General features: G+C 42.0%; 21 protein-coding genes. 10 read left to right on the forward strand and 11 right to left on the reverse strand.

Features of this window, described 5'->3' with window-relative positions:
* Positions 1–71: 71 nt before the first annotated feature.
* Both WAE57_RS05810 and WAE57_RS05815 read right to left on the reverse strand, forming a co-directional pair.
* Positions 72–665: a Maf family protein gene (locus tag WAE57_RS05810; RefSeq protein ID WP_337709067.1), complete on the reverse strand. Its 594-nt coding sequence runs from the start codon at positions 663–665 to the stop codon at positions 72–74.
* A complete protein-coding gene (locus tag WAE57_RS05815; RefSeq protein ID WP_086174290.1) occupies positions 665–1,048 on the reverse strand; it encodes a DUF2237 domain-containing protein in 384 nt (127 codons plus the stop codon). Before WAE57_RS05815 ends, WAE57_RS05810 begins: the two co-directional genes overlap by 1 nt.
* 141 nt (positions 1,049–1,189) lie before the next feature.
* Between WAE57_RS05815 and WAE57_RS05820 the strand changes: the two genes are divergently transcribed.
* From WAE57_RS05820 to WAE57_RS05835, 4 genes are all read left to right on the forward strand, one after another.
* On the forward strand, positions 1,190–2,377 hold the full coding sequence (locus tag WAE57_RS05820) for a phosphoglycerate kinase (protein ID WP_237786462.1): 1,188 nt from the start codon (positions 1,190–1,192) through the stop codon (positions 2,375–2,377).
* 149 nt (positions 2,378–2,526) lie between these two features.
* Complete coding sequence (locus WAE57_RS05825; protein WP_237786461.1) at positions 2,527–2,799, forward strand: hypothetical protein; 273 nt, start codon at positions 2,527–2,529, stop codon at positions 2,797–2,799.
* Positions 2,800–2,922: 123 nt separating this feature from the next.
* Complete coding sequence (gene fba, locus WAE57_RS05830) at positions 2,923–3,960, forward strand: class II fructose-bisphosphate aldolase (RefSeq protein ID WP_237786460.1); 1,038 nt, start codon at positions 2,923–2,925, stop codon at positions 3,958–3,960.
* A 95-nt stretch (positions 3,961–4,055) separates the two neighbouring features.
* Positions 4,056–4,922 carry a DMT family transporter gene (locus WAE57_RS05835; RefSeq protein ID WP_337709073.1) on the forward strand — a complete coding sequence of 289 codons (867 nt, stop codon included), beginning with the start codon at positions 4,056–4,058 and terminating at the stop codon, positions 4,920–4,922.
* 697 nt (positions 4,923–5,619) lie between these two features.
* Here WAE57_RS05835 and nfsB read toward each other — a convergent pair.
* Complete coding sequence (nfsB, locus tag WAE57_RS05840; protein WP_337709075.1) at positions 5,620–6,273, reverse strand: oxygen-insensitive NAD(P)H nitroreductase; 654 nt, start codon at positions 6,271–6,273, stop codon at positions 5,620–5,622.
* Between the two features lie 253 nt (positions 6,274–6,526).
* Between nfsB and hpaI the strand changes: the two genes are divergently transcribed.
* Positions 6,527–7,324 (forward strand): 4-hydroxy-2-oxoheptanedioate aldolase, encoded by a 798-nt coding sequence (gene hpaI, locus WAE57_RS05845; protein ID WP_337709077.1) that lies wholly within the window; start codon positions 6,527–6,529, stop codon positions 7,322–7,324.
* Positions 7,325–7,585: 261 nt separating this feature from the next.
* Here the strand turns inward: hpaI and WAE57_RS05850 are convergent, their stop codons facing one another.
* Entirely contained in the window at positions 7,586–8,305 is a 720-nt protein-coding gene (locus WAE57_RS05850) for a UDP-2,3-diacylglucosamine diphosphatase (RefSeq protein WP_337709079.1), read from the reverse strand.
* Between the two features lie 118 nt (positions 8,306–8,423).
* Positions 8,424–8,933, reverse strand: a complete 510-nt coding sequence (locus WAE57_RS05855) for a peptidylprolyl isomerase (RefSeq protein ID WP_067665756.1) — start codon at positions 8,931–8,933, stop codon at positions 8,424–8,426.
* A gap of 166 nt (positions 8,934–9,099) precedes the next feature.
* Here WAE57_RS05855 and WAE57_RS05860 point away from each other — a divergent pair, with 166 nt between their 5' ends.
* From WAE57_RS05860 to WAE57_RS05870, 3 genes are all read left to right on the forward strand, one after another.
* Positions 9,100–10,824 (forward strand): glutamine--tRNA ligase/YqeY domain fusion protein, encoded by a 1,725-nt coding sequence (locus WAE57_RS05860; protein WP_337709085.1) that lies wholly within the window; start codon positions 9,100–9,102, stop codon positions 10,822–10,824.
* Between the two features lie 130 nt (positions 10,825–10,954).
* Positions 10,955–11,866, forward strand: coding sequence for a bestrophin family protein (locus WAE57_RS05865; protein ID WP_337709087.1), 912 nt, complete (start codon positions 10,955–10,957; stop codon positions 11,864–11,866).
* 116 nt (positions 11,867–11,982) lie between these two features.
* Positions 11,983–12,429: an SRPBCC domain-containing protein gene (locus WAE57_RS05870; RefSeq protein ID WP_337709089.1), complete on the forward strand. Its 447-nt coding sequence runs from the start codon at positions 11,983–11,985 to the stop codon at positions 12,427–12,429.
* 91 nt (positions 12,430–12,520) lie between these two features.
* Here the strand turns inward: WAE57_RS05870 and WAE57_RS05875 are convergent, their stop codons facing one another.
* The gene (locus WAE57_RS05875; RefSeq protein ID WP_337709091.1) at positions 12,521–13,057 is read right to left on the reverse strand and encodes a lecithin retinol acyltransferase family protein; all 537 of its coding nucleotides are present in this window, start codon (positions 13,055–13,057) and stop codon (positions 12,521–12,523) included.
* A gap of 158 nt (positions 13,058–13,215) precedes the next feature.
* Here WAE57_RS05875 and WAE57_RS05880 point away from each other — a divergent pair, with 158 nt between their 5' ends.
* Complete coding sequence (locus WAE57_RS05880; protein WP_337709093.1) at positions 13,216–13,971, forward strand: phosphodiester glycosidase family protein; 756 nt, start codon at positions 13,216–13,218, stop codon at positions 13,969–13,971.
* A gap of 19 nt (positions 13,972–13,990) precedes the next feature.
* On the opposite strand, the gene WAE57_RS05885 is transcribed toward WAE57_RS05880, so the two are convergent.
* The 4 genes from WAE57_RS05885 to putA all read right to left on the reverse strand — a co-directional run bounded on the left by WAE57_RS05885 (position 13,991) and on the right by putA (position 21,184).
* Positions 13,991–15,235: a transporter gene (locus WAE57_RS05885; RefSeq protein ID WP_337709095.1), complete on the reverse strand. Its 1,245-nt coding sequence runs from the start codon at positions 15,233–15,235 to the stop codon at positions 13,991–13,993.
* A 303-nt stretch (positions 15,236–15,538) separates the two neighbouring features.
* A complete protein-coding gene (locus tag WAE57_RS05890) occupies positions 15,539–15,766 on the reverse strand; it encodes a hypothetical protein (protein WP_301434638.1) in 228 nt (75 codons plus the stop codon).
* Positions 15,767–16,017: 251 nt separating this feature from the next.
* Positions 16,018–17,100, reverse strand: a complete 1,083-nt coding sequence (gene trmA, locus WAE57_RS05895) for a tRNA (uridine(54)-C5)-methyltransferase TrmA (RefSeq protein WP_337709100.1) — start codon at positions 17,098–17,100, stop codon at positions 16,018–16,020.
* A 313-nt stretch (positions 17,101–17,413) separates the two neighbouring features.
* Entirely contained in the window at positions 17,414–21,184 is a 3,771-nt protein-coding gene (putA, locus tag WAE57_RS05900; protein ID WP_337709103.1) for a trifunctional transcriptional regulator/proline dehydrogenase/L-glutamate gamma-semialdehyde dehydrogenase, read from the reverse strand.
* A gap of 119 nt (positions 21,185–21,303) precedes the next feature.
* Here putA and WAE57_RS05905 point away from each other — a divergent pair, with 119 nt between their 5' ends.
* Entirely contained in the window at positions 21,304–21,795 is a 492-nt protein-coding gene (locus tag WAE57_RS05905) for an Lrp/AsnC ligand binding domain-containing protein (protein ID WP_337709105.1), read from the forward strand.
* 341 nt (positions 21,796–22,136) lie between these two features.
* Here WAE57_RS05905 and putP read toward each other — a convergent pair whose 3' ends face one another.
* Complete coding sequence (gene putP / locus WAE57_RS05910) at positions 22,137–23,675, reverse strand: sodium/proline symporter PutP (protein ID WP_337709107.1); 1,539 nt, start codon at positions 23,673–23,675, stop codon at positions 22,137–22,139.
* Positions 23,676–23,711 lie beyond the last annotated feature (36 nt).

Raw genomic sequence — 23,711 nt, forward strand, 5'->3', positions numbered from 1 at the left:
AGCGGCTTCAGCACAACCATAACAGCTAAGGATTTTCAGAAAAATTCGAATGAATTATTTTCCGGAAAAAATTAAGGCACCAGCACATTCAACTGACGCAGAATATGACACAGCTGAATCATCGGCATACCCATCAAGGTGGTTTGATCTTGTCCCATCATTTGTTCAAACAAGCTAATCCCCAAGCTTTCACACTTGAAACTGCCCGCACACATTAAAGGTTGATCGACTTCAATATAACGCTCGATTTCAGCCAGGCTCAGTTTACGGAATTTGACTTTATAATGTTCTACCAAGGTTTTTTCAAAACCGGTTGACTGCTGCTGTACGCTTAATGCAGTACTGAAATAAACGATTTTGTCCGAATTGGCCTGCAATTGTTTTACCGCTTTTTCTACGGTTAACGGTTTGCCAATAAAAATATCCGGCGCACCTTCACGCCAAGCCACCTGATCTGAGCCAATCACGATCGCTTCGGGATATTGTTCTGCAATCCTTTTAGCTTTTTCAAAAGCCAGTCGCTGTGCCAAATGGTCGGCATGATCTTCACCACGAGGCGATTCATCAATATCCGGTACCATGCTCTGATAGTCGATACGCAGACGATTCATCAGGTCTTTACGGGTTTGACTGCTTGAAGCCAAAATAATTTGGGGAGTACTCATTACACTGCATATTCCATAAGCACATCAAGCGGGACGTAAGAGAGCACAGCTTGATGGCAAGCTTGTATTTTAATAGGGGGAGCGATACCAGCCTGATACGCTTCAACCCAACGGGTCACACAAATGCACCAGAAATCCCCCGGTTCCAAACCGGGAAAATCAACCTCTGGTAAAGGTGTGATCAGGTCATTCCCTATTTTTTGCGAAAAATTAAGAAACTCAGCGGTCATTTGTGCACACATCGTATGCTGACCTAGATCTGTAGTCGCCGTATGACAAAAGCCGTTACGAAAATAACCGGTAATAGGAGAGTAGCAACAGCTTGCCAGGGGTTCGCCTAAAACATTTAAACGATTGATATTTGGATCTGGGTGTATAGACATAAGCTCTAAATCATTATGTGGCTTTTGACTATGATAATCAAAACTTTGTCTTTCGACAGCTTTTATGCAAAAGAAGCTAACCTTTTTCTACATAATCATTTAAAATCGGGGCGTTTTTTATATCTATAAAGTGAGCTATACATGAACTTTCAGCGTATGACTGACCTGGATTTGGCAGGTAAGCGTGTACTAATTCGTGAAGATTTAAACGTTCCTGTTAAAAACGGTGTAATTACCAGTGATGCACGTTTACGCGCAGCATTACCTACCATTAAAGCGGCCTTGGAAAAAGGTGCTGCAGTAATGGTTTATTCACACCTTGGTCGTCCGGTTGAAGGTGAGCCAAAACCTGAACAGTCTTTAGCACCAGTTGCAGCTTATTTAACTGAAGCTTTGGGTCAGGAAGTAAAACTTTTCACTGACTATCTGGATGGTGTTGAAGTTACAGCGGGTCAAGTGGTACTTCTTGAAAACTGCCGTTTCAATGCTGGTGAAAAGAAAAACAACCCTGAACTTGCACAAAAATATGCTGCGCTTTGCGATGTATTTGTGATGGATGCATTTGGTACGGCACACCGTGCAGAAGCGTCAACTGAAGGCGTGGCACGTTTCGCAAAAGTGGCAGCAGCTGGTCCTTTACTTGCAGCAGAACTGGATGCTTTAGGCCGTGCACTTAAAACACCTGAAAAACCAATGGTTGCCATTGTTGCAGGTTCTAAAGTGTCAACTAAACTTGACGTACTCACTTCACTTTCAGATATTTGCGATCAAATCATCGTCGGTGGCGGTATTGCTAATACCTTTCTGGCTGCGGCAGGTTTCAATGTAGGTAAATCATTATGCGAAAATGATTTAATCGACACCGCCAAAGCCATTGCGGCAAAAGTATCTGTACCCCTTCCAACTGATGTTGTGGTTGCAGATGCAACTGAAATCAACTTTGATGATTTCTTGGGTTCATTGGCTGCTGCTAAAGCAGTTGTGAAAAAAGTTGAAGATGTTGCTGACAACGACATGATCCTTGATGTTGGTCCAGAAACTGCCAAAGCATTTGCTGAAATTATCAAAACTTCAAAAACTATTCTTTGGAATGGTCCGGTAGGCGTGTTTGAAGTGGATCAGTTCGGTGAAGGCACGAAAGCACTCTCTTTAGCAATTGCAGAATCTAATGGTTTCTCTATTGCAGGTGGTGGCGATACTTTAGCGGCAATCGACAAATACGAAGTTGCAGACAAGATTGGTTATATCTCAACAGGTGGCGGTGCATTCCTTGAATTTGTTGAAGGCAAAACGCTTCCAGCGGTTGCTGTACTTTTAGAACGTGCTTAATTAAGCCGTCTAGCTGCAATCAAAAGGTTGACTTCGGTCAGCCTTTTTTCATTCCTTTTTCATTTTAGGTAGTCATTTTTTAGTCATAAAAATGCAATATATCTGCAATAAAATCCTCATCATTAAATCTCCTGTGGTAGGAAAATGTGATGAACCTGAAATTAACACTTGCAGCACTTGTGATTTTACCGTTGGCTTTGACAGCCTGTGCCAAGAAAGATGAAGCCCCTAAAACGGAAACTGCTGCTTCTGCAGCAGCGGATGAACAAACCACACCAGAACAGCAAAAAGCAATTGATGCCTTGGATAAGCCTGTCCTGGATGAAAAAAATACCGATGTACCTGCTGAAGTGGCAAATGCACCAGCAGATGAAGCGACTGCCGCTAGCGAGGAAGCTGCTTCTACAGCAACTGCACAATAAGTTTGTGGTTTTTTATTTAAAAGTCCCTGCATAAGCAGGGACTTTTTTTTGAAATAGTGTGTTTTGTTGCTGAATTGAAATGATTCAGCATGTAGAATATGGCGCATCACCTGGGAGGATATTATGGCTCTAATCTCGATGCGCCAGCTCTTGGATCACGCTGCAGAACACAACTACGGCGTACCAGCGTTCAACGTAAACAACTTAGAACAAATGCGTGCAATTATGTTGGCCGCAGACGAAACCAATTCACCTGTAATCGTTCAGGCATCAGCCGGTGCTCGTAAATATGCAGGGGCTCCGTTCTTACGTCATTTAATTTTGGCAGCAATTGAAGAGTGGCCACATATTCCAGTGGTTATGCATCAAGATCATGGTACTGACCCTGATGTATGCCAACGCTCTATCCAGTTAGGCTTTTCATCTGTAATGATGGATGGTTCATTGGGTGCAGATGGTAAAACGCCTACAAGTTATGAATACAATGTAGACGTAACTCGTCGTACAGTTCAAATGGCTCACGCTTGTGGCGTTTCAGTTGAAGGTGAAATTGGTTGCCTGGGTAGCCTTGAAACCGGTATGGCTGGTGAAGAAGATGGTGTAGGCGCAGAAGGCGTTCTTGACCATTCTCAACTACTTACTTCAGTTGAAGAAGCACGTTCGTTTGTTGCTGATACCGATGTAGATGCCTTGGCGATTGCCGTAGGTACTTCACACGGTGCGTACAAATTCACGCGTCCACCTACAGGCGACATCCTGGCAATTGACCGTATTAAAGAAATTCATGCGGCATTACCAAATACCCACCTTGTCATGCACGGTTCAAGCTCTGTGCCACAAGAATGGTTGGCTGTAATCAACGAATTCGGCGGCGACATCAAAGAAACTTATGGTGTACCTGTTGAGCAACTGGTTGAAGCAATCAAACACGGTGTACGTAAAATCAATATCGACACTGACTTACGTTTGGCATCAACGGGTGCAATGCGCCGTATGATGGCTGAAAAACCAAGCGAATTCGATCCACGTAAATTCTTTGCAGAAACTATTGTTGCAATGAAACAAATTTGTGTAGATCGTTATACGGCATTTGGTACAGCAGGTCATGCAGACAAGATTCGTCCAATTTCTTTAGAGAAAATGGTGAATCGTTATAAATAATCTTCAAGATTATCTATAATCAAAAGCCCACAGTGATTGTGGGCTTTTTTGTATCTAATTCTTGATCCATTATAAATAAGGAAAATATCCAAAAGATGGAACTTATATTGGCTGCAGCGTGCTGTAGTGTCGTCATCTCTATTCTTTTAAAACTATGCAAAGCCAAAGGTTTTGATGCCTTGCAGATGATTGTCTGGAATTATGCTTCTGCGAGTCTGTTGTGTTATCTGTGGTTTAAGCCGGATTTACAGCATATTTCAGTTATAGATACGCCGTGGTGGCTGATTGTAGCGCTGGGTGTGTTACTGCCGAGTATTTTCTTGTGTTTGGCGAAATCCTTGCAATATGCCGGTATTGTAAAAACTGAAATCGCCCAGCGTTTATCTGTAGTCTTGTCGCTGTTGGCAGCATTTTTTATTTTTCAGGAACAGTTTAATACCCTGAAAATGGTCGGTATCGGTTTAGGTATTGCAGCAGTGTTGAGTATTCTATTTTCACATCATCAGGCACAGTCGGGTCAATCCGTTGCCACTAGGCAAGGCATGTTTTATTTGGCATTGGTCTGGTGTGGATATGCCTTGATTGATGTGTTATTGAAATACACCACTGGGTTGGGTGTGCAGTTTGCCGTGGCACTGAATTTAATGTTTATCTGTGCCTTTATCTTGTCTTTGAGTTATATCCTCATGACCTTAAAAACAGTGGGCAGTAAAAAAAATATGCTGGCTGGAATGGGGCTGGGAATGTTGAACTTTGCCAATATTGCCCTTTATGTTCAGGCACATATTTTATTAAAAGACACACCTGCAATTGTGTTTGCAGGCATGAATATTCTGGTGGTGCTATTGGGGGCTTTCAGTGGTGTAATACTGTTTAAAGAAAAAGTAAAACCTGCAACTGCATTCGGTCTGGCTTTGGGTTTGGCGAGTGTTATTTGCTTAGCTTATGCCATGTCTGTTTAAGATAACCGGATAGAAAAATGAGTGGGTGCTGAAAAAAATCTTTCGGCTCCGCTATACCCATCAGCAAACCATTGTTATGGCAAGCAGGGCAGGCAGGATAGTGGTGATCTTCTTGTTGATAGAGGTGAATATAACATTGCCGGCAGTGATGGCATTCAAATTTCATTGGCATAGGTATAAACAAAGACATGCTGAACCCTCTTAAAAATTTTAATCGTTATAGGTGGGTATGTAGCAAAAAGCAGACCATAAAATAGTCAGTGCAAAAAAATAAATTAAAAATACAGCGCATCTAAATACGCTATATTTGCAGGTTGTTAAGGCTTATAAAATAAGGGCATTGACTTAATTATGAGCGTTGAAACCGTTGTAAGGTATCTTGCAAATAGTAATGAGCCATAGCGATAGGATGCTTGAATACATCTTGCATTTCAATTGTGCCCTGAAGTTGACCAGGCTGCTGACAATGAGGGCATGTGGGATATGAAGTCAAAATAGCATCTGGGCTGTATTTGTGTATGTAAACCGTTTTACAAGATTTGCATTCAAATTTTATTGGCATTTTAATAGCTGGAGGCATGATCGGGAATTACCGTTTATTATTTTTGGGCAAATATACCGCAATATTGTTGCAAAAATAAGTCCCGGAATGACATAAAAGGGGCTTTTTAGCCCCTTTTATTGTAATTTTTTTTAATCAAAGCTTGGTAAAAATTTCTTCACGACTCAGACGTGATTTGGGTAACTGAGCATTGAAATCACTTTCACTGCGATAACCCAACGTCATAATGACTGATGGAATTAAACCTTTTTCATCTAATTCCAATTCTTGACGGATGATTTGTTCATCAAAGCCACCAATAGGAGTGGCATCTACACCTTCAATACCGGCTGCCAGCAATAATTGGCCTAGTGCAATAAAGGTCTGATTTTCTGCCCAGCGTTGAATATCACCTTTTTCATTACGGTAATAATCCACATAACCGCTACGGCTGTCTTTTTGTCCTTGTTTGGCTTTTTCATCTTTAAAACGGCCGCTGACATCATCGTGGGTGAGTAGGGTATCTAAATGCTGTTCACTGATATCCGCTTTGGTACAGAACAGAATGGTGTGAGAGGAATCTAAGACTTTAGGTGCATTGTAGGCATATTTACCCACTAAAGCCTTGGCAATGCGCTCTTTGGCAACTTGATGATCGGCAATAAAAAAATGCCAGGGTTGAATATTGATAGAGGATGGCGTGAGACGCAGAATTTCCAATAAACGTTCAAATTGCTCCTGTGGAATTTTTTTTGAAGCATCGTATGCTTTGGTGGTGTAACGTGTTTTTGAAACGTTTAACAAATCCATGAGTGACATTTCCACTATTAAATTTTTTATGATTTTACCTGATTCATGGCTGAAATAGCTTAGAAGAATTTTTTGATAACTTATATTTTGGCGTAAAGAATACCAATATTTATTGTAAATTAGAGGAAAAAACTGAATAAAATGAATTATTAATAGCTATATACAATGACAAAATACGAAATCAATATTGGTACTTTTTGCCAAATCACGTTTAATCAAATCAACATGTAGCCATTGGGTGTGGAGTAAGCAAATGATAGATGATACAAACCATTTTAAAAGAAGACTAAAAACCCAACAGCAGATTGGCTTATGGGTCGGTCTGGCAGATGCTTACGGCACTGAAATTGCGGCTAATGCCGGCTATGACTGGTTACTCATTGACGGTGAACATGCACCGAGTGATTTAAGAACCACACTCTCTCAATTGCAAAGTATCGCAGCGTATCCATCACAAGCTGTGGTTCGTCCACCTATTGGCAGTGTGCAGCTGATTAAACAACTTTTGGATATTGGTGCCCAGACTTTACTCATTCCTATGGTGGAAACGGTTGAACAAGCTGAACTGATGGTCAAAGCTGTGCGCTATCCACCAGAGGGTATTCGTGGTGTGGGCGCGGCACTGGCGCGTGCAACACGCTGGAACAGCATTCCTGACTATTATGCAAAGGCTCATGAAAATATTTGTCTGCTGATTCAGATTGAATCTGTAACAGGTCTGGAAAATCTGGATGAAATTCTCAAAGTAGATGGTATTGATGGGGTATTTATTGGTGCAGTAGATTTGTCTGCCACCATGGGCTATCAGGGTAATCCTAACCATCCGGAAGTACAAAAAGCTGTTATTGATGCCATTCAGCGCATACGTGCTTCAGGTAAAGCAGCGGGGATTTTATCTACCCAACATGAAGCTACACAACAGTATCTTGATTTGGGTACCGAGTTTGTTGCGGTGGGTGTAGATACCAGTGTATTGATAAATTCTCTACGCGAGCTTTTAGCGAAATATAAAGATGGAACTGAAGTGGTTAAATCTGAAGGTGGGTATTAATTTTTAATATTTTATATCAGCTTCTAAATTGTACCTGATGGACTCCTACCATTTGTAATTGTAAGGTCAGGAGTTCTGTGTGTTGCTTTGGTTTTGCCTTGAAAAGCATTGCTTGGTAAGACTAAAGGCATTTGTCATTCACAAAGCCTGTTTTACTTTTGGTCAGCTAAATTTTTTCATCGCAGAAACATTACAGCGTAGTTCTCGACAGATTGTGAATGACATAGTCGAGGGATAAAAGTTAATTATGAAAATTTATATTTAATAAGCCCAGGTCTTTAATTCTAATTTTAGAGGCTTTTGTTCAGGGTTAATTTCCAGAATCCGTGCTTCATGTGCACGCCAGTCGCCCAGAACAATTCTTTTTTTATCGCGTAGTTCATGAATGGCAGCACGATGGGTATGTCCATGAATCAATACATCAACATGTTCTAAAGCAACTTTCACAGCAAACTGATTCACATCCATGATGTCATAAGACTTCACTTGCTTGGTTTCTGCGCTTTTTTTACGGAAACCATTGGCCAGTTTTTGCCGAAAGCTTAAAGGCAGGCGTTTTAAAAAACCTAAAAGCAATGGATTGCGAATGATTTTACGGAACTTTTGATATGACACATCATCAGTGCAGAGCAAGTCACCATGTTCTAGGCGATATGTGGTTTGGGATATTTTTAAAATTGCTGGTTCAGTGAGTAATGTGCCATTGAATTGTTTTAGGAATTTTTTACCTAGCGCGAAATCACGGTTGCCGGCCTGAAAATAAACATGATTGCCAGCACGATTGAATTTTTGCAGGGCATGCACGATTTCATCTAGCCAAGGCGCGGTGTAGTCATCGCCAATCCAGGCATTAAACCAGTCACCCAAAATATAGAGCTGGGTATTTCTATCTTTATAACTGTCTAATAAATCCAAAAACCCCCGAACGAGTCGAGGGTGTTCAGGTGACAAATGTAAATCAGAGATAAACAGATAGGTCACTAATTTTCCTTTTTGATAATCCCTCCCGACCTCCCTTTTTTAAAGGGAGGAGACTTTCCGTTTCAAGGGAGTCTAGCTCCCTCCTTTAATAAAGGAGGGATGGGGGAGGATTTAAAAATTATTCAGAAATGATTTTTGCAGATTCGATTACAACGTTTTCTAATGGAACGTCAGCGTGGTAGCCACGGTTACCGGTACGAACGCCTTTAATTTCGTTAACTACGTCAAGACCTTCAGTCACTTTACCAAATACTGCATAGCCCCAGCCTTGAGCATTTTTGCCAGAGTGGTTCAGGAATGCATTATTACCCACGTTAATGAAGAACTGAGCAGATGCAGAATGAGGCGCTTGAGTACGTGCCATTGCAATAGTACCCAAATCGTTAGTTAAGCCGTTATCCGCTTCATTTTCAATCGCGTCACGTGTTGCTTTTTCTTTGAAGTTTTCATCCATGCCACCGCCTTGGATCATGAAACCGTCAATAACACGGTGGAAAATTACGCCATCATAAAAACCGTCACGAACGTATTCCAAGAAGTTTGCAACAGTTTTAGGTGCTTTTTCTGAGTTAAGTTCTAGAACAATGCGTCCTTTATTGGTGTTTAATTCGACTTGAGGAAAACTCATTCTATAATCTCCTGATCATGGACTAAAAAAGCCATGGGTTTTTGGTTGAGAGAAGCATAAGCAAACTGTAAACTACAAGGCAAGCAAAAACGTTATTTTCTTTGTTAAAAATAGAGAAAAGCGTTTTAATTATCCTATTTTATCTTATAGAAGTGATTTATCAACTATGAAGCCGAATGATGTTGTTTCATCCCTGCCAAATAACCCGACAACAAGTACTCAATCTGTCGATGCTGCGCAGCAAGAACAACAGCCGGGCTTAGACTTTGTACGCCAAGTGATTACTGACGATTTGGCAGCAGGCCGTACACAGCAAGTGATTACACGCTTCCCACCGGAACCGAATGGTTATTTACACATTGGTCACGTGAAAGCGATTTGTTTGAACTTTGGTATTGCGCAAGAATTTGATGGCGTATGTAACCTGCGTTTTGACGATACCAACCCGGATGCAGAAGAACAAGAATATGTAGACGGTATTGCCAACGACGTAAAATGGCTCGGTTTTAACTGGAATGGTGAACCGCGCTATGCATCAAGTTATTTCGATCAACTGTACACCTGGGCAGTACAACTGATTGAACAAGGTGATGCTTATGTCGATTTGCAAACCCCTGAAGAAATCAAGTTAAACCGTGGTTCATTTGTAGAACCGGGTAAAAACTCTCCCTTCCGTGAGGCGACTGTAGAAGAAAACCTGGCGCGTTTTGAACAAATGCGTAATGGCGAGCTGGGTGAAGGTCAGGCTGTACTGCGTGCCAAGATTGATATGGCTTCTCCAAATGTGCATATGCGTGACCCGATTATGTATCGCGTACTGCATTCAGAACATCACCAGACTGGTGATAAATGGAAAATGTACCCAATGTATGACTATGCTCATCCATTGTCAGATGCCATTGAAGGTGTGACTCACTCTTTATGTACTTTGGAATTCCAGGATCACCGTCCGTTCTATGACTGGATTGTGGAGAAGGTGAAATCACCAGCAGTTCCGCACCAGTACGAATCGAGCCGTCTAAATGTGGACTACACCATTACCTCTAAACGTAAGCTGCGTAAGCTTGTAGAAGGTGGTTTTGTGAATGGCTGGGATGATCCACGTATGCCAACAGTAGTGGGTATGCGCCGTCGTGGTTTCACACCTGAAGGTTTGCGCGATTTCTGTAAGCGTGTGGGTGTCTCTAAAGTTGATGGCAGTATTGTTGATGTGGCAATGCTGGAATACTGTATCCGTCAGTCTTTGGAAAATACCGCTGCACGTGGTATGGCGGTGTTAAATCCACTGAAAGTGACTTTGACTAACCTGCCTGAAGATATGGATTTGACTCATGCGCGTCATCCAAACATCGACATGGGCGACCGTATTATTCCTTTGACTTCTGAAATTTACATCGACCGTAAAGATTTTGAGGAAGTGCCACCGAAAGGCTTTAAACGTTTAATTCCTGAAGGTGAAGTACGTTTACGTCATGCTTACGTGATCAAGTGCGATGAAGTGATTAAGGATGCTAACGGTGAAGTGGTTGAACTGAAATGTTCAATTGACCCGGAAACTTTAGGTAAAAATCCTGAAGGTCGTAAAGTAAAAGGCGTGGTGCATTGGGTATCTGCAACTAAAGGTATACCGGCTGAAGTTCGTGTTTATGATCGTCTGTTCACTGAATCTGATCCAGAAGTGGGTGATGATTTCTTGGCGAACTTGAACCCGGAGTCTTTAACTGTATTGCAAGCGGTGATTGAACCGGCTTTAGCTGAAGCGAAGCCTGAAGACCGCTTCCAGTTTGAACGTGAAGGTTATTTCGTGGCAGACCAATATGATCACACAGCAGCGAAACCGGTGTTTAACCGTATTCTGGACTTAAAAGACAGCTTTAAGCCTGGAAAATAACATTGTTTATGCTCTAGGATGATTCACTGTTGAGTCAAAAATATTTAGATCAAGCTCAACTTCGGTTGGGCTTTTTCATGACAGCTATTTTATAAACATTGAAGCGACTAGGTTTCATGAGGGGAAATTTGTGATTATTCGAGATAAAAATAATAGCTTTATGCTGTTATTCGCATGGCATGGCACAATTTTACCTAAAGTGATGCCAGCTCTAGCGGTTGTAGTCAGTTTATCGGCACTGTTGGTTTATTTAAGTGCAGCACATTTCCTGACTATGCCAGAAGTTCCTGCGATTGGCTTTACCATCTTCGGTGTGATTCTTTCGATCTTCTTAAGTTTTAGGAATACGGCCTGTTATGATCGCTGGTGGGAAGGGCGCAAACTTTGGGGCACACTGATTGCCAATACGAGGCATATTATTCGTGATAGTCATGTGCTGGAAGATTCTCAACGTCAGATTTTGATGTATCGGGTTATGTTATTTTGCTATCTACTACGCGACCGATTACGTCATCAAGCGCAAGATATTCAACATTTCCGAAATTATGTCAATTTAAACGATATGCAATGGCAGCAATGTGCTGAACATATCAATGCGCCGCAGTATTTACTTGAGATCATACAAAAAGATTTGGTACTGTTTTATAAACAAGGTCAAATCAGCGACATTATCTATAGCACGTTGACTCGACATACGGTTGCCATGGGCGATATTCATGCAGGCTGTGATCGTATTATGACTACGCCATTGCCATTTTCTTATTCAGTCTTATTACATCGGGCAGTTTATTCATTCTGTTTAATTTTGCCGTTCAGTATTGAAGCGAGTTTCGGTATTTGGACACCTGTAATTGTGGCATTAATTGCGTATTTATTTTTAGGTTTGGATGCGCTCAGCGCAGAGTTGGAAGAACCATTTGGACTTCAGGAAAATGATTTACCACTCAATTCGATTGTGCGAAATATTGAACGGGAAATGTTAAGTTCATTAGGGGCTGAAATTCCACCAGTACTTTCAAGCTATAAAGGTAATTTAAGTTAAGTTTAAAAAAATAATTTTTGCCTCTACACGGCGCCGTTCAAGTCTTTAACAATTCAGTGATAGCCATTAATTTCAGATGTGTGCTATCACTAAGAAAAATAAAAAGGAAGACCTCAATGAGCGTAGTCATAGAAACCCAGATGTTAATTCGAAAACCGGTTGAGGAGGTCTTTAATGCCTTTATTGAGCCTGAAATCACCAGCAAGTTTTGGTTTACTTCATCTACCGGCCACTTGATTGAAAACAGAACGGTAGACTGGTATTGGGAAAAGTATGAAGTAACCACCAGTGTGTATATAGAACAGTTGATTAATAATGAACTGATTCAAATTCTCTGGGGAGAACCCAAAAGCACGGTAGACTTTATTTTTGAGAAAATAACTGAACAAGAAACTTATCTGCGCATTCGCAATTATGATATTTCTTTGGACGGTTCCGCCTTAGTTGCTTTCGCGATTGAGCAAACAGCAGGGTTCACCACTGTGCTGGATGGCTGTAAAGCGTATCTGGAATATGGGGCACAGTTAAATCTGGTTAATGATAAGTTCCCGCCTTTTGTTTAAATGAGAGCTAAAAATTTGCAAATATTCGTCATTTTTCAAAGGGGCGAAAATAAAAATTAAATTGTGCAGATTGAGCGTGAAAGCAAATCTATTATTGCTTTCTGGGATTTTGTTGTTTTAACAATAAATAATGTGGAATTCGTTTTTTCGCTTTATCCCGTAACTTTTTCTTGATGTAGAGCACTAAAGCAAAACACGTGGTGGTGAGGGTCAGTAACATGCTGTTCATAAAGCTCATGAGAGAACTGACATAACCAATGGTGGTTAAGCGGTTCATCATGTGAATGACCTGTGGACTACTTTCGATGCCGGTAATTGCCCAGGTACATAAATGTTCGCAATTGTTAATAATCAGATGATACTGGTTTTCTTTCATGCGCGAACGCATACGCCGTACTACCTTGCGACCTCTAAATTTGGGATTGCTATAGTGCTGGACGATGATGGTTTTACCAAAGCTGAACTTTTCCAGTGAGGTGATCTCAATGGGACGTTTCTTGAATAAATGGGCAAAACCTGAATAATGGATGACCCGACCACGACCTGCATAGATGCCGTGATGAGAATATCCAAAGTGTTTAACAATAAGATGTGTCCCTAAAGGAAATCGTATTTTCTGCTGTTGCATGTAGACGTTTAACCAATAAAGTTACAAATATATTTTATTGACATAGTTTACTGCTTCTTTATAAAAGAATCGACTATTTCACTCAACCGATGGTCTTTTATATTAAAACGATAGCGCAGTATAAAATGTTGGAAGTCGTGTAGTGATGGGGAGAAGGTATGAAGAGCAGCGTATTTTTTAAATGTGTAGTTGTTGCTGTGTTCAGCTTTAACTCAATCTGCTATGCACAGATTGAGAGCAGCCATTTTCAGAATGATGTGCTCGATGTCGATATTGTAAAAATAGATCAGCCACAAAACTTGCATTTATTTTTAAATGATCGCCAAACACATCAACCACTGCGTAAATTCAAGGCTGTTGCAAAGCAATTAAAGCCGTGTGAAAAGCTGTTATTTGCCATGAATGCCGGGATGTATCATGCAGACTATTCTGCGGTAGGCTTATATATTGAAGCAGCTCGGCAACAGCAAAAACTCAACATGGTAAAGCAGGCATATGGCAATTTTCATCTGCAACCCAATGGTGTATTGGCCTGGAATCGGTATTACAGCCTGATCGCAAAGACCGAAGATTATCAAAAGCTCAATTTTAATGCCGAATACGCGACGCAATCTGGACCTATGCTGGTGATTGACGGGCAGATTAATCCCCACTTTTTTAAAGATTCAGATTCCTTTAAGATTAGGAACGCCGTCGGGATTAAAGATCAAAGCTTATATTTTGTCATCAGTCGAAATGCAGTCAGTTTTTATCAATTTGCACAGTTTTTTCAACAACAACTTAAAGTGCAACATGCCTTGTATCTGGACGGTTCAATCTCCAGTGCCTATATTCCGCAGTTAAAACGTTCAGATTCATTGTTTAATCTGGGACCGATGGTGGCCTATATCGATCAACAGAACTGTTCTACTTAATAATGAAGTTCGCCAGCCATTAAAACCTGTAGCCAATTTTTAAACCATAGCCTATCGCATGGTTGTTGTTAAATTCACCTGCCTGTGAAGTTTCAGATACCCTGCGAAGGGGAAGATAATAAGTGCCATCTTGTGCAGTTGCATCACCAAGCCAGTAGTATTTGATGCCGCCTGAAATAAAATAGTTGGATTCAGGATTAAACTGTAATCCCAGACCAGTACTGCTGTAGCCTTTAGTAGGATTCAAAATCGATGCGGGATTGCCTGTGCCTGAATCCCAGCCAAGATCAAATGCAGCGGACCATTTCGTGCTCAGTTGTCTTGCAATGCCTAGGGTTACACTCCATTGGTTCTTGTGATAATCATCCAGATTAAAGCCTTCGCTATAACTGCCATTGCTGAGTGTGGTGGTGGAAAGTGCCGATAATGCGCCGAACTGGGTAGGACGTATCACAAAATCTTTCCAGTTGACCCATCGAATGTTCGAGTACAGTAAAGTTCCGCTCATGATACCGGTCTGAAAATCCAGATTGACCGATTGTGGGGTAGAAATTTTGGTTTTAGCATTATCTATCAGAAGTAATGGAGTGCCCAAAACGTTTTCTTCCACATTGATTTTGTGATTAATTCTAGAGTGATAGGTCAATGCGGCTTTTAAGGCTAGTTCGGGAACCTGATAGGCAAAACCGGCTTTCCAGCCGAGCGCAGCGTCTTGTTTAAATTTGGCGTTATAACCATTAAATTCAGCATATACTAGTCCACGTAGTGCAACATGACCTTTTACGGTTTGATAGGCAGGACCCGCATACAGATTAATATTCTTGAAAGGTTGATAACCTAAAATAAAACTCAGATTCTGGCTGTCGACATTGACTTGGGTACCTTGCTGGCTCAGTGCGGTATCGGAAAAACTGCCATTGTCTTTTAATGGATAGTGTAAATCCGAGCCAAATGGCTGATCATAAAGAATACCAAAAGAGAAATTTGGAACGAATTGCAGTTTCAGCGCGGCACTATGGTACTGAAAATTCTGGGCAATATTATCGGTTGTATAATCAGTACTGTCAGAATTAACCAGGTCTGGGCGTGAACCGAGGGTATGACCCGACACTTCAGGATCGGCAGCAGTAATCGTGGCTTCAAAATAATGGCCGGTCTCAAGAAAAGGCAGCACAGACTGTCCTGATTGGTCCATGGCTGCCGCCAGACTATGGCTGGAGATTAGGCTGCATAATATTGCCAGTCTAGGATAATACGGTTGCATATATTTTCCTTTTTAGGCTTATTGTTATTTTTTGCTTTTGTTGTTTTTTATCTTTTATTTTTACTTACTTACTTACTTACTTACTTACTTACTTACTTACTTACTTACTTACTTATCTATTTGTGTTTATACGTTTAGTAGAGCACTTTTAAAATGTGCGGAATAGCAAATTCTGGATGAATTGCGAAAACTATGTTTCGAAGTATTAAATTCTAGAAATATCTGGAAATAAACTGTTTTTATGGACAAATAAAAAAGGCATTTAGTTAACTAAATGCCTTTATTTAGAGGGTTTAGACTCTACTATTGAAGTGGTAGATGCTGTAATTCATTTAACTCTTTACGGCTATAACCTCGTGAAGCTAAAACCTTTCTAATTCCAATGATGACTTTTTCATCTGTCGCTTGAGCTAAAGCCTGGATCAATTGTTCATTCGATTTACAAGAGCAATCATTTTCGACACAAGTGATTTGATTCTTGTGTTCGTTTTGCTGTTGATTAGCAGAAAACAGCTTTTGCCAAAAACTCATAGAGCCTTCATACACAACCTAACATAGATCGAAATATATCCAGTTTTTTGAGGAATACAAGTCTACCAAAGCCATAAAAGGAGCAATTGAACCTTCAATTTTCCGATAGTAATTGAACACTTTAACGATATTATGAGATTTACTATTCAGAATTATTTATAAATGATTCATTTTCAATGAAATAAAAATGAAGCTCAGTTGAGCTTCATTGAGGTAAAAACACATCCAGACTTTACAATGAAATAAATTGTTTAAATCTTTTCCAAGAGTACACCCGATTCGACATGATGAGTGTAGGGGAACTGGTCAAACATCGCAAATCTGGTGATTTTATGTGTCGTTGACAAGGTTTTCAGGTTGTCGTGCAAGGTATCAGGATTACAGGAAATATAAATGATACGTTCAAAGCGTTGAATCAGTTTCAAAGTTTCATCATCAATACCTGCACGTGGCGGATCGACAAATACCGTATCAAAGTCATAACTGGTGATGTCGATTTCTGCTTCCTGCAAGCGACGGAATTCACGTTCCCCATTATAGGCCTCGGTAAATTCTTCAGCTGATAAACGTGCCACCTGAATATTGTCAATCTGGTTCTGTTCAATATTCCACTGCGCCGCATAGACCGATGATTTAGCCAATTCGGTTGCCAGTACGCGATTGAATTTTGTTGATAAAGGCAAGGTAAAGTTACCATTGCCACAGTACAATTCGAGCAAGTCTTTATCGGACTGTTCAGCTGCATTGCATGCCCATTCCAGCATCTTCTGGCAGACTTGTGCATTCGGCTGGGTAAAGCTGCTTTCGATTTGCTTGTATTGATAAGTACGATCGAATACTTGCAATTCTTCAACCACAAACTCATCACTTAATACCAGTTTTTGACCGCGGCTACGACCAATCAATTTGATATTCAGTTTTTCAGCCAGTTGTTTGGCCAATGTTTCCCATTCGGCATCCAGCGGGCAACGATAAATCATTGACACCAGCATTTCGCCTTTTAAAGTCGCCAGAAAATGAACTTCAAATAATCGTTTAGACAATACCGGATTGCTTTTGAGTTCTTGCAGTAAAATCGGCATCAATTGATTAATGCTTTTATCTGCAATCGGGAATTCGTCAATGCGAATCACCTGTTTCTGGTTATCTTCACTGCGTTCAAACATCGCATAGAACATGTCATCTTCAGTATGCCAAATACGGAATTCTGCACGCATACGGAAGTTTTGTTCAGGGGACTGAAATACTTCTAAAGAAGGAGGATTAAATTCGGCAAATTGAGCAGAAATACGTGCAATCTTGGCATCAAGTTGTAACTGATAAGCTGAAGTCATATGCAGTAAAAATCACAAACACATTGAAAACAGGGATGGTAACAAAGTTTGAATCAGATGACTAAACTTATTGCCCATTCAGCGGCAGAAATATTGTTTGTGCTGAAATTTCAGGTCGATCTTCAGATTACTTATTTATAGCCATTTAAGGCTTGCCCCATCAATTCAATAAAGCGTCCCTGAATTTGGGGATTAAATACAAAAAGAAACCAAGTCAACCAGACCAGGGAGAAGTTGACTTGGCAAAGAGGAAACGACAGCTGGATAGTTGTCCAGCGATAAAGCTATTTAAATTTAAGTTGAAGTTGAGCTTTTAATTTAAGGTCATCAGGCTGGCATTACCTCCTGCGGCTGCGGTATTGATACTGATCGCGCGTTCAATTACTAAGCGCTCTAAAGGAATATCGTGATCAAGCGGTTTTAAATGGGTGATGCCGATAATCGCACCTGAACGGTCAGCAATTTGAGTCTGTAAGCGTTGCAATTGGGCTTTGCTTCCATGATGCAGCACGGCATCAAAATCATCTGTTTCGATGTTCTGGATCACGGCAAAACGCTGCGCAATTTCTTTCGGCATTTTAGAAAGATATTTGAGCACAAAAGTATTTTCAGCCAGCACCACTGGTTGACTGCCAACCGCAAAAATTGCCGCCAATTGCTGAATCTGATCCTGTTCCTGCTCTGCCAGAGACAGCACGCGTTTTCTTGGCAACACCACATATTGATTGCTTTCACCGGTCGGGCCTTGCAATTCATAATGATGGCCAGAACAGAATGCAGGGCACGGTGTCAACTGATATTGCGGGAAGGTCAGTTCTGCCCATTGATAAAACACTTCATATAAAGGCTGATGTGCTGGCTGTGTAACCTGTGTCTGAGTCGCAAATGGTTGAGCCAATTTTTTCACAGAGCAGTGCTGCATCAAACGATACAGATAAATTGGGCCGCCGGCTTTAGGACCTGTACCGGACAAGCCTTCACCGCCAAAAGGCTGAACACCGACCACCGCACCGACAATATTGCGGTTGATGTATAAATTGCCGACTTCTGCATGTGCAATCACGGTCTGAATGGTTTCATCAATACGGGTATGTAGTCCCATGGTCAGGCCATAACCTTTGGCATTGACCTGTTCAAGCAGCTGTTCCAGTTGACCGTATTTGTAGCGGATGAGATGTAAAATTGGACCAAATACTTCACGCTGCAAATCGTCCAGATTCGGCAATTCAATCAGGGTAGGCGGAATGAAAGTCCCTTGTGCCAGGCTTTGATCCTGTCCAGGATTCAACATCAGCTGATGTACGGCATGACCTTTAATCCGCATTTGATCAATATGTTTCTGAATATTGCTTTGTGCTTCAAGATCGATCACCGGGCCGATATCGGTTGTTAACAGCAACGGATTGCCTACGCGCAGTTGCTGCATCGCGCCTTTCAGCATATTGATGACACTATCTGCATTATCTTCCTGTACACAGAGTACACGTAAGGCAGAGCAACGTTGCCCGGCGCTATCATAAGCCGAACTCACCACATCCAGAATTACTTGTTCAGTCAATGCGGATGAGTCGACAATCATGGCATTTTGACCACCCGTTTCCGCAATCAGTGGAATAGGCTGACCCGAAGTGCTCAGTCTTTGCGCAAGGGTCTTTTGCAAAATTTTAGCCACATCAGTTGAACCGGTAAACATGATCCCCTGAATACGCGCATCAGAACTTAACTGCGCACCGACTGTTTCACCTTGACCCGGCAGTAGTTGTAACACGTCCTGAGGAATACCAGCTTCCCACAAAATCTGGATTGCTTGTGCGGCAATCAGTGGCGTCTGCTCAGCAGGTTTGGCAATCACGGTATTGCCTGCCACCAACGCCGCAGAAATTTGTCCGGTAAAAATCGCCAAAGGGAAATTCCATGGACTAATACATAGCACCGTGCCCAAGGGTTGAATCACGGCGTCATCATCCAGATCTATCATTTGCGTGGCGTAATAACGCAGGAAATCGATTGCTTCGCGAACTTCGGCAATGGCATTGGCATAGGTTTTGCCACTTTCACGACAGAGTAAAATCATCAATTCTTGCAAATGTGATTGCATGATATCCGCTGCACGCTGTAAGCAAGCGGCACGTGTGTCTTTAGGAGTATTGCTCCATTCAGCTTGTGCATTCACGGCATTATCCAGGGCCTGATTGACCTGATCAACGCTTGCTTCCTGTACCTGACCTACGACATCTAGATGATCAGCAGGATTTACAATAAGAAGTGACTGTGAACTTGCATCAGTTGAGCCATCTTCAAGACCGAGGCTTTTTCCCAAGGCCTCCGTCTGCCATTGATGCTGACTCAGGTTGTGTGCAGTCTGGTTGAGGTCGGTCAGGTCATGATCATTGGCTAAATCCAGACCCGCTGAGTTTGGACGGATATCACCGTATAAATCAGGTGCTAAGGGAATAGCAGGGTGCTTTTGACCCACCTGTGATTTATGGGCTGCATTTTTCAAAATCTCTGCATGCGGATTTTCAATCAGATCTTCAATTTTTAGGCTTTTATCTGCAATACGATTCACGAAAGAGGTATTGGCGCCATTTTCCAGTAAACGTCTTACCAGATAAGCCAGTAAGGTTTCATGATTCCCTACAGGGGCATAGATACGGCACGGCACACCCAGTTTGTTATCTGTTTTATTGCCCACCACCTGTTCATACAGCGGTTCGCCCATGCCATGCAGACACTGGAATTCATATTGACCGTTATAATATTGGTCCGGATTGGCCAGATGGTAAATGGTTGCCAAAGTCTGGGCATTATGTGTCGCGAACTGCGGATAAATCTGTTCTGGCGCAGCCAAAAGTTTTTTGGCGCATGCGATATAAGAAAGGTCAGTATGCACTTTACGGGTAAATACCGGATAGTCGGTCATGCCATCAATCTGAGCTTTCTTGATTTCGCTATCCCAGTAAGCCCCTTTGACCAGACGGATCATCAAGCGTTTGTGACTGCGCTTGGCCAGATCCACCACATAGTCGACCACGTAGAAACAGCGTTTTTGATAGGCCTGAATCACAAAGCCAATGCCTTTCCAGTCAGCAAGACTAGGCTCAAAACACAGACGCTCTAATAATTCTAGGGAAATTTCCAGACGCTCAGATTCTTCGGCATCAATGTTTAAACCAATATTGTAGCGCTTCGCCAGTTCCGCCAATTGCAGCACTTTTGGATAGAGTTCTTCATGCACACGGTCAATCTGCGCACGCTGATAACGTGGATGCAGGGCGGAAAGCTTGATGGAAATGCCTGGGCCATCATAAACATCTTTGTCTTTGGAAGCCTGACCAATGGCATGGATGGCATTGCTATAATCCTGGAAATAACGTTCAGCATCATGTTCGGTCAGCGCGGCTTCACCGAGCATGTCGTAAGAGTAACGGAAGCCTTTATCTTCTAAAGGTTCTGCATGTTCTAGCGCTTCCTGAATGGTTTCACCGGTGACAAACTGTTCGCCCATCATCCGCATGGCGACATCGACAGCTTTACGGATAATCCCGCGACCACTACGTGCTAAAAGACCAGTGAGTATGCTGGACAAACTCTTTTGTTTCGGGGTTTCCATCAGTTTACCAGTCAGCATGAGGCCCCAGGCAGCGGCATTGACAAACATCAAGCTACTTTGCCCAAGGTGTTCTTTCCAGTTGCCCTGATTAATTTTGTCGCGAATCAGCAAGTCACGTGTCGCGCTGTCCGGAATCCGCAGCAAGGCTTCCGCCAGACACATCAGCGCAATACCTTCTTGCGAAGACAAGGAAAATTCTTGCAATAAACCTTGCACAATTCCAGCTTTACCATTCGAGCTTTTACGTTCACGCAGGGTGTGGGCAAGGTTGAACGCCAGGTCATAAATACGCTGATTCAGCTGTTCAGAAATCTGGCTATGTTCAAGCAGGTTTTCAACACACTCGGGTTCAGCACGGCGCCAGGCAGTATTTACCTCAACTTCATAATCATTCTTTTCTTTGAATTCAGTAATATATTCAAAGTGAGGTTTTGCCGGATTGAGGCGGGTTTCTGTATCCATCATATTCATGCCAACGTCCTGTGACTGCCAATATTTTTGTTGAGTGAAATACCTTATATAATTTATGATTACAGAAAGGATGCCAAATAACTCACTATAATTTTTATTCATTTTAGAGAATAATTCAGATGACGAGCCCGATTTTTACCTTGGACAGAACAGATATCAAAATTTTAGATATTCTGCAAAATGATGGACGAATTTCAAATATAAAACTGGCTGAAGCGGTGAATTTGTCCCCGACTGCAGCTTTGGCACGGGTGCAGAAACTGACCAAGGATGGCTATATTTTGGGCTATGAAGCCAAGCTAAATCCTGACATGCTGAATGCCAGTTTCGTGGTCTTTGTCGAGATTTTACTGGACAAAACCACTCCCAATGTTTTGGAAGCATTTTCCGATGCGATCATGCAATATCCTGAAATTGTGGAATGTCACATGATCAGTGGTGGTTTCGATTTTGTGGTGAAAATTCGCTGTGCCAATATGGAAGAGTTCCGCAGAATTTCAGGACAGGTGCTCTGGCAATTGCCTGGGATCAAAGAAACACGCAGTTATCCGGTAATGGAAGTGATTAAAGAAAGTTCGAAAATTCATCTTAAAAATAAAGGGCAAAAATAAAACAAAGGGCATAAGCTACTGCTGTCCCATAATTTAAATTTGATGTTAATACTGAACCAGCATGATGATTTGTTATCTTTAAATATCTGATATTTATATTTTTCACAGCCTTGTCTTTTCTTTAAAGGTTTAAATGGTTTTGTGTAGGCTAAATCCTACTTTTGACAGACCAAAAGTAGGCAAAAGTCTTTATTCCCCATACACGACATCCTGTCATGATGGGGAATGTGTGGCATCCCTGCCACACTCGCGAATCTAATAGATGGACTTTAACTATAGGACAGCAGTGGGGCATAAGCCCCTTATATCGCATTCAAATTTTGATACAACTCATCTGAAATTTATAGTGAATTTTCAGGTTGAGCCGGTATTCCATTTTGCAACTCTGCCATTTCTTTCTTGTACAATTCATCTGCCTGCTCAAAACGCTGAATGACTTCTGGTGAAGGCACTTTTTCTAATAAGCTCACTACCACAATCCCCACAAAGGACAGAATGAAACCGGGAATAATTTCATACAGTCCCGTACTGGCCATAGTGTTCTTCCATAAAATAACCGTCACAGCACCGACAATAATGCCCGTGATTGCGCCGTTTAAGGTCATGCGTTTCCAGAATAAAGACAGGATAATGAGTGGGCCAAATGCAGCACCAAATCCTGCCCATGCATAAGCCACCAGACCGAGCACTTTACTGTTCGGGTTGCTTGCCAGAATAATGGCAAGTACTGCAATCGCCAGTACCATCAAGCGTCCAACCCAAACCAATTCCTTTTGCGAAGCATTTTTGCGCAAGAACGCTTTATACAAATCTTCCGTCAGGGTGCTTGAGCAGACCAAAAGCTGACAGCTCAGGGTACTCATTACCGCAGCCAAAATTGCCGCCAAAATCACGCCTGCAATCCAGGGATTAAACAAAATTTTGGTCAGTTCCATAAATATAGTTTCAGGATTTTGCGAAACTACAGCAGATAATTCAGGATGTTGCTGAAAGTAGGCGATACCGATATAACCTGCACCCATGGCACCGCCTAAACACAAAATCATCCAGCTCATGCCAATACGACGTGCAGCAGGAATGGTCTTTACAGAATCGGCCGCCATAAAACGCACCAGAATATGTGGCTGACCAAAATAGCCTAAGCCCCATGCAAGGGAAGATAGGATGGCGACTGTACTTAAACCTGAAAGCATATTGCTGGCATGCGGACGAGCCGTTTCAATCATGCTTGCAAACTGCTGACTGTGATCACCCAGTGCCAGATAAGCCATAATGGGTGTAAGCAGCAGCGCAAAAATCATCAGTCCTGCCTGGAAAGTATCTGTCCAGCTAATCGCCAGAAAGCCACCGATACAGACATAACTAATTGTTGCAATGGCACTGATCCAAAGGGCAGTAGTATAAGACATGCCAAAAATACTTTCGAATAATCGAGCACCTGCCACCATGCCGGACGCACCATAAATCGAGAAAAACACCAGAATAACCAAAGCCGAAATAATTCGTAGTACACGTTTGCGATCAGCAAAACGACTGGTGAAATAATCCGGCAAGGTTAAAGCATTATTCTGAACTTCGGTATGCACCCTTAAGCGACCTGCAACCAGCAGCCAATTCAGCCATGCGCCAATAATCAGCCCAATGGCAATCCAGGCTTCAGATAAGCCCGAAAGATAAATCGCTCCAGGCAAGCCCATCAGCAGCCAGCCGCTCATATCGGAAGCTCCGGCAGAAAGGGCGGTGACCACGCTGCCCAGACTGCGTCCTCCGAGAATGTAATCTGAAAAGTCGGAGGTGGCTTTATAGGCATACAGTCCTATACCAACCATGGCAATAATATAAAAAATAAATGTGATGAGGGTGGGGTTAAGTTGACTCATGGGCGCATCCTTATGTCCTTATGAATAACATCTTTC

The sequence above is a fragment of the Acinetobacter sp. NS-4 genome (assembly GCF_037402435.1).
Taxonomy (GTDB): domain Bacteria; phylum Pseudomonadota; class Gammaproteobacteria; order Pseudomonadales; family Moraxellaceae; genus Acinetobacter.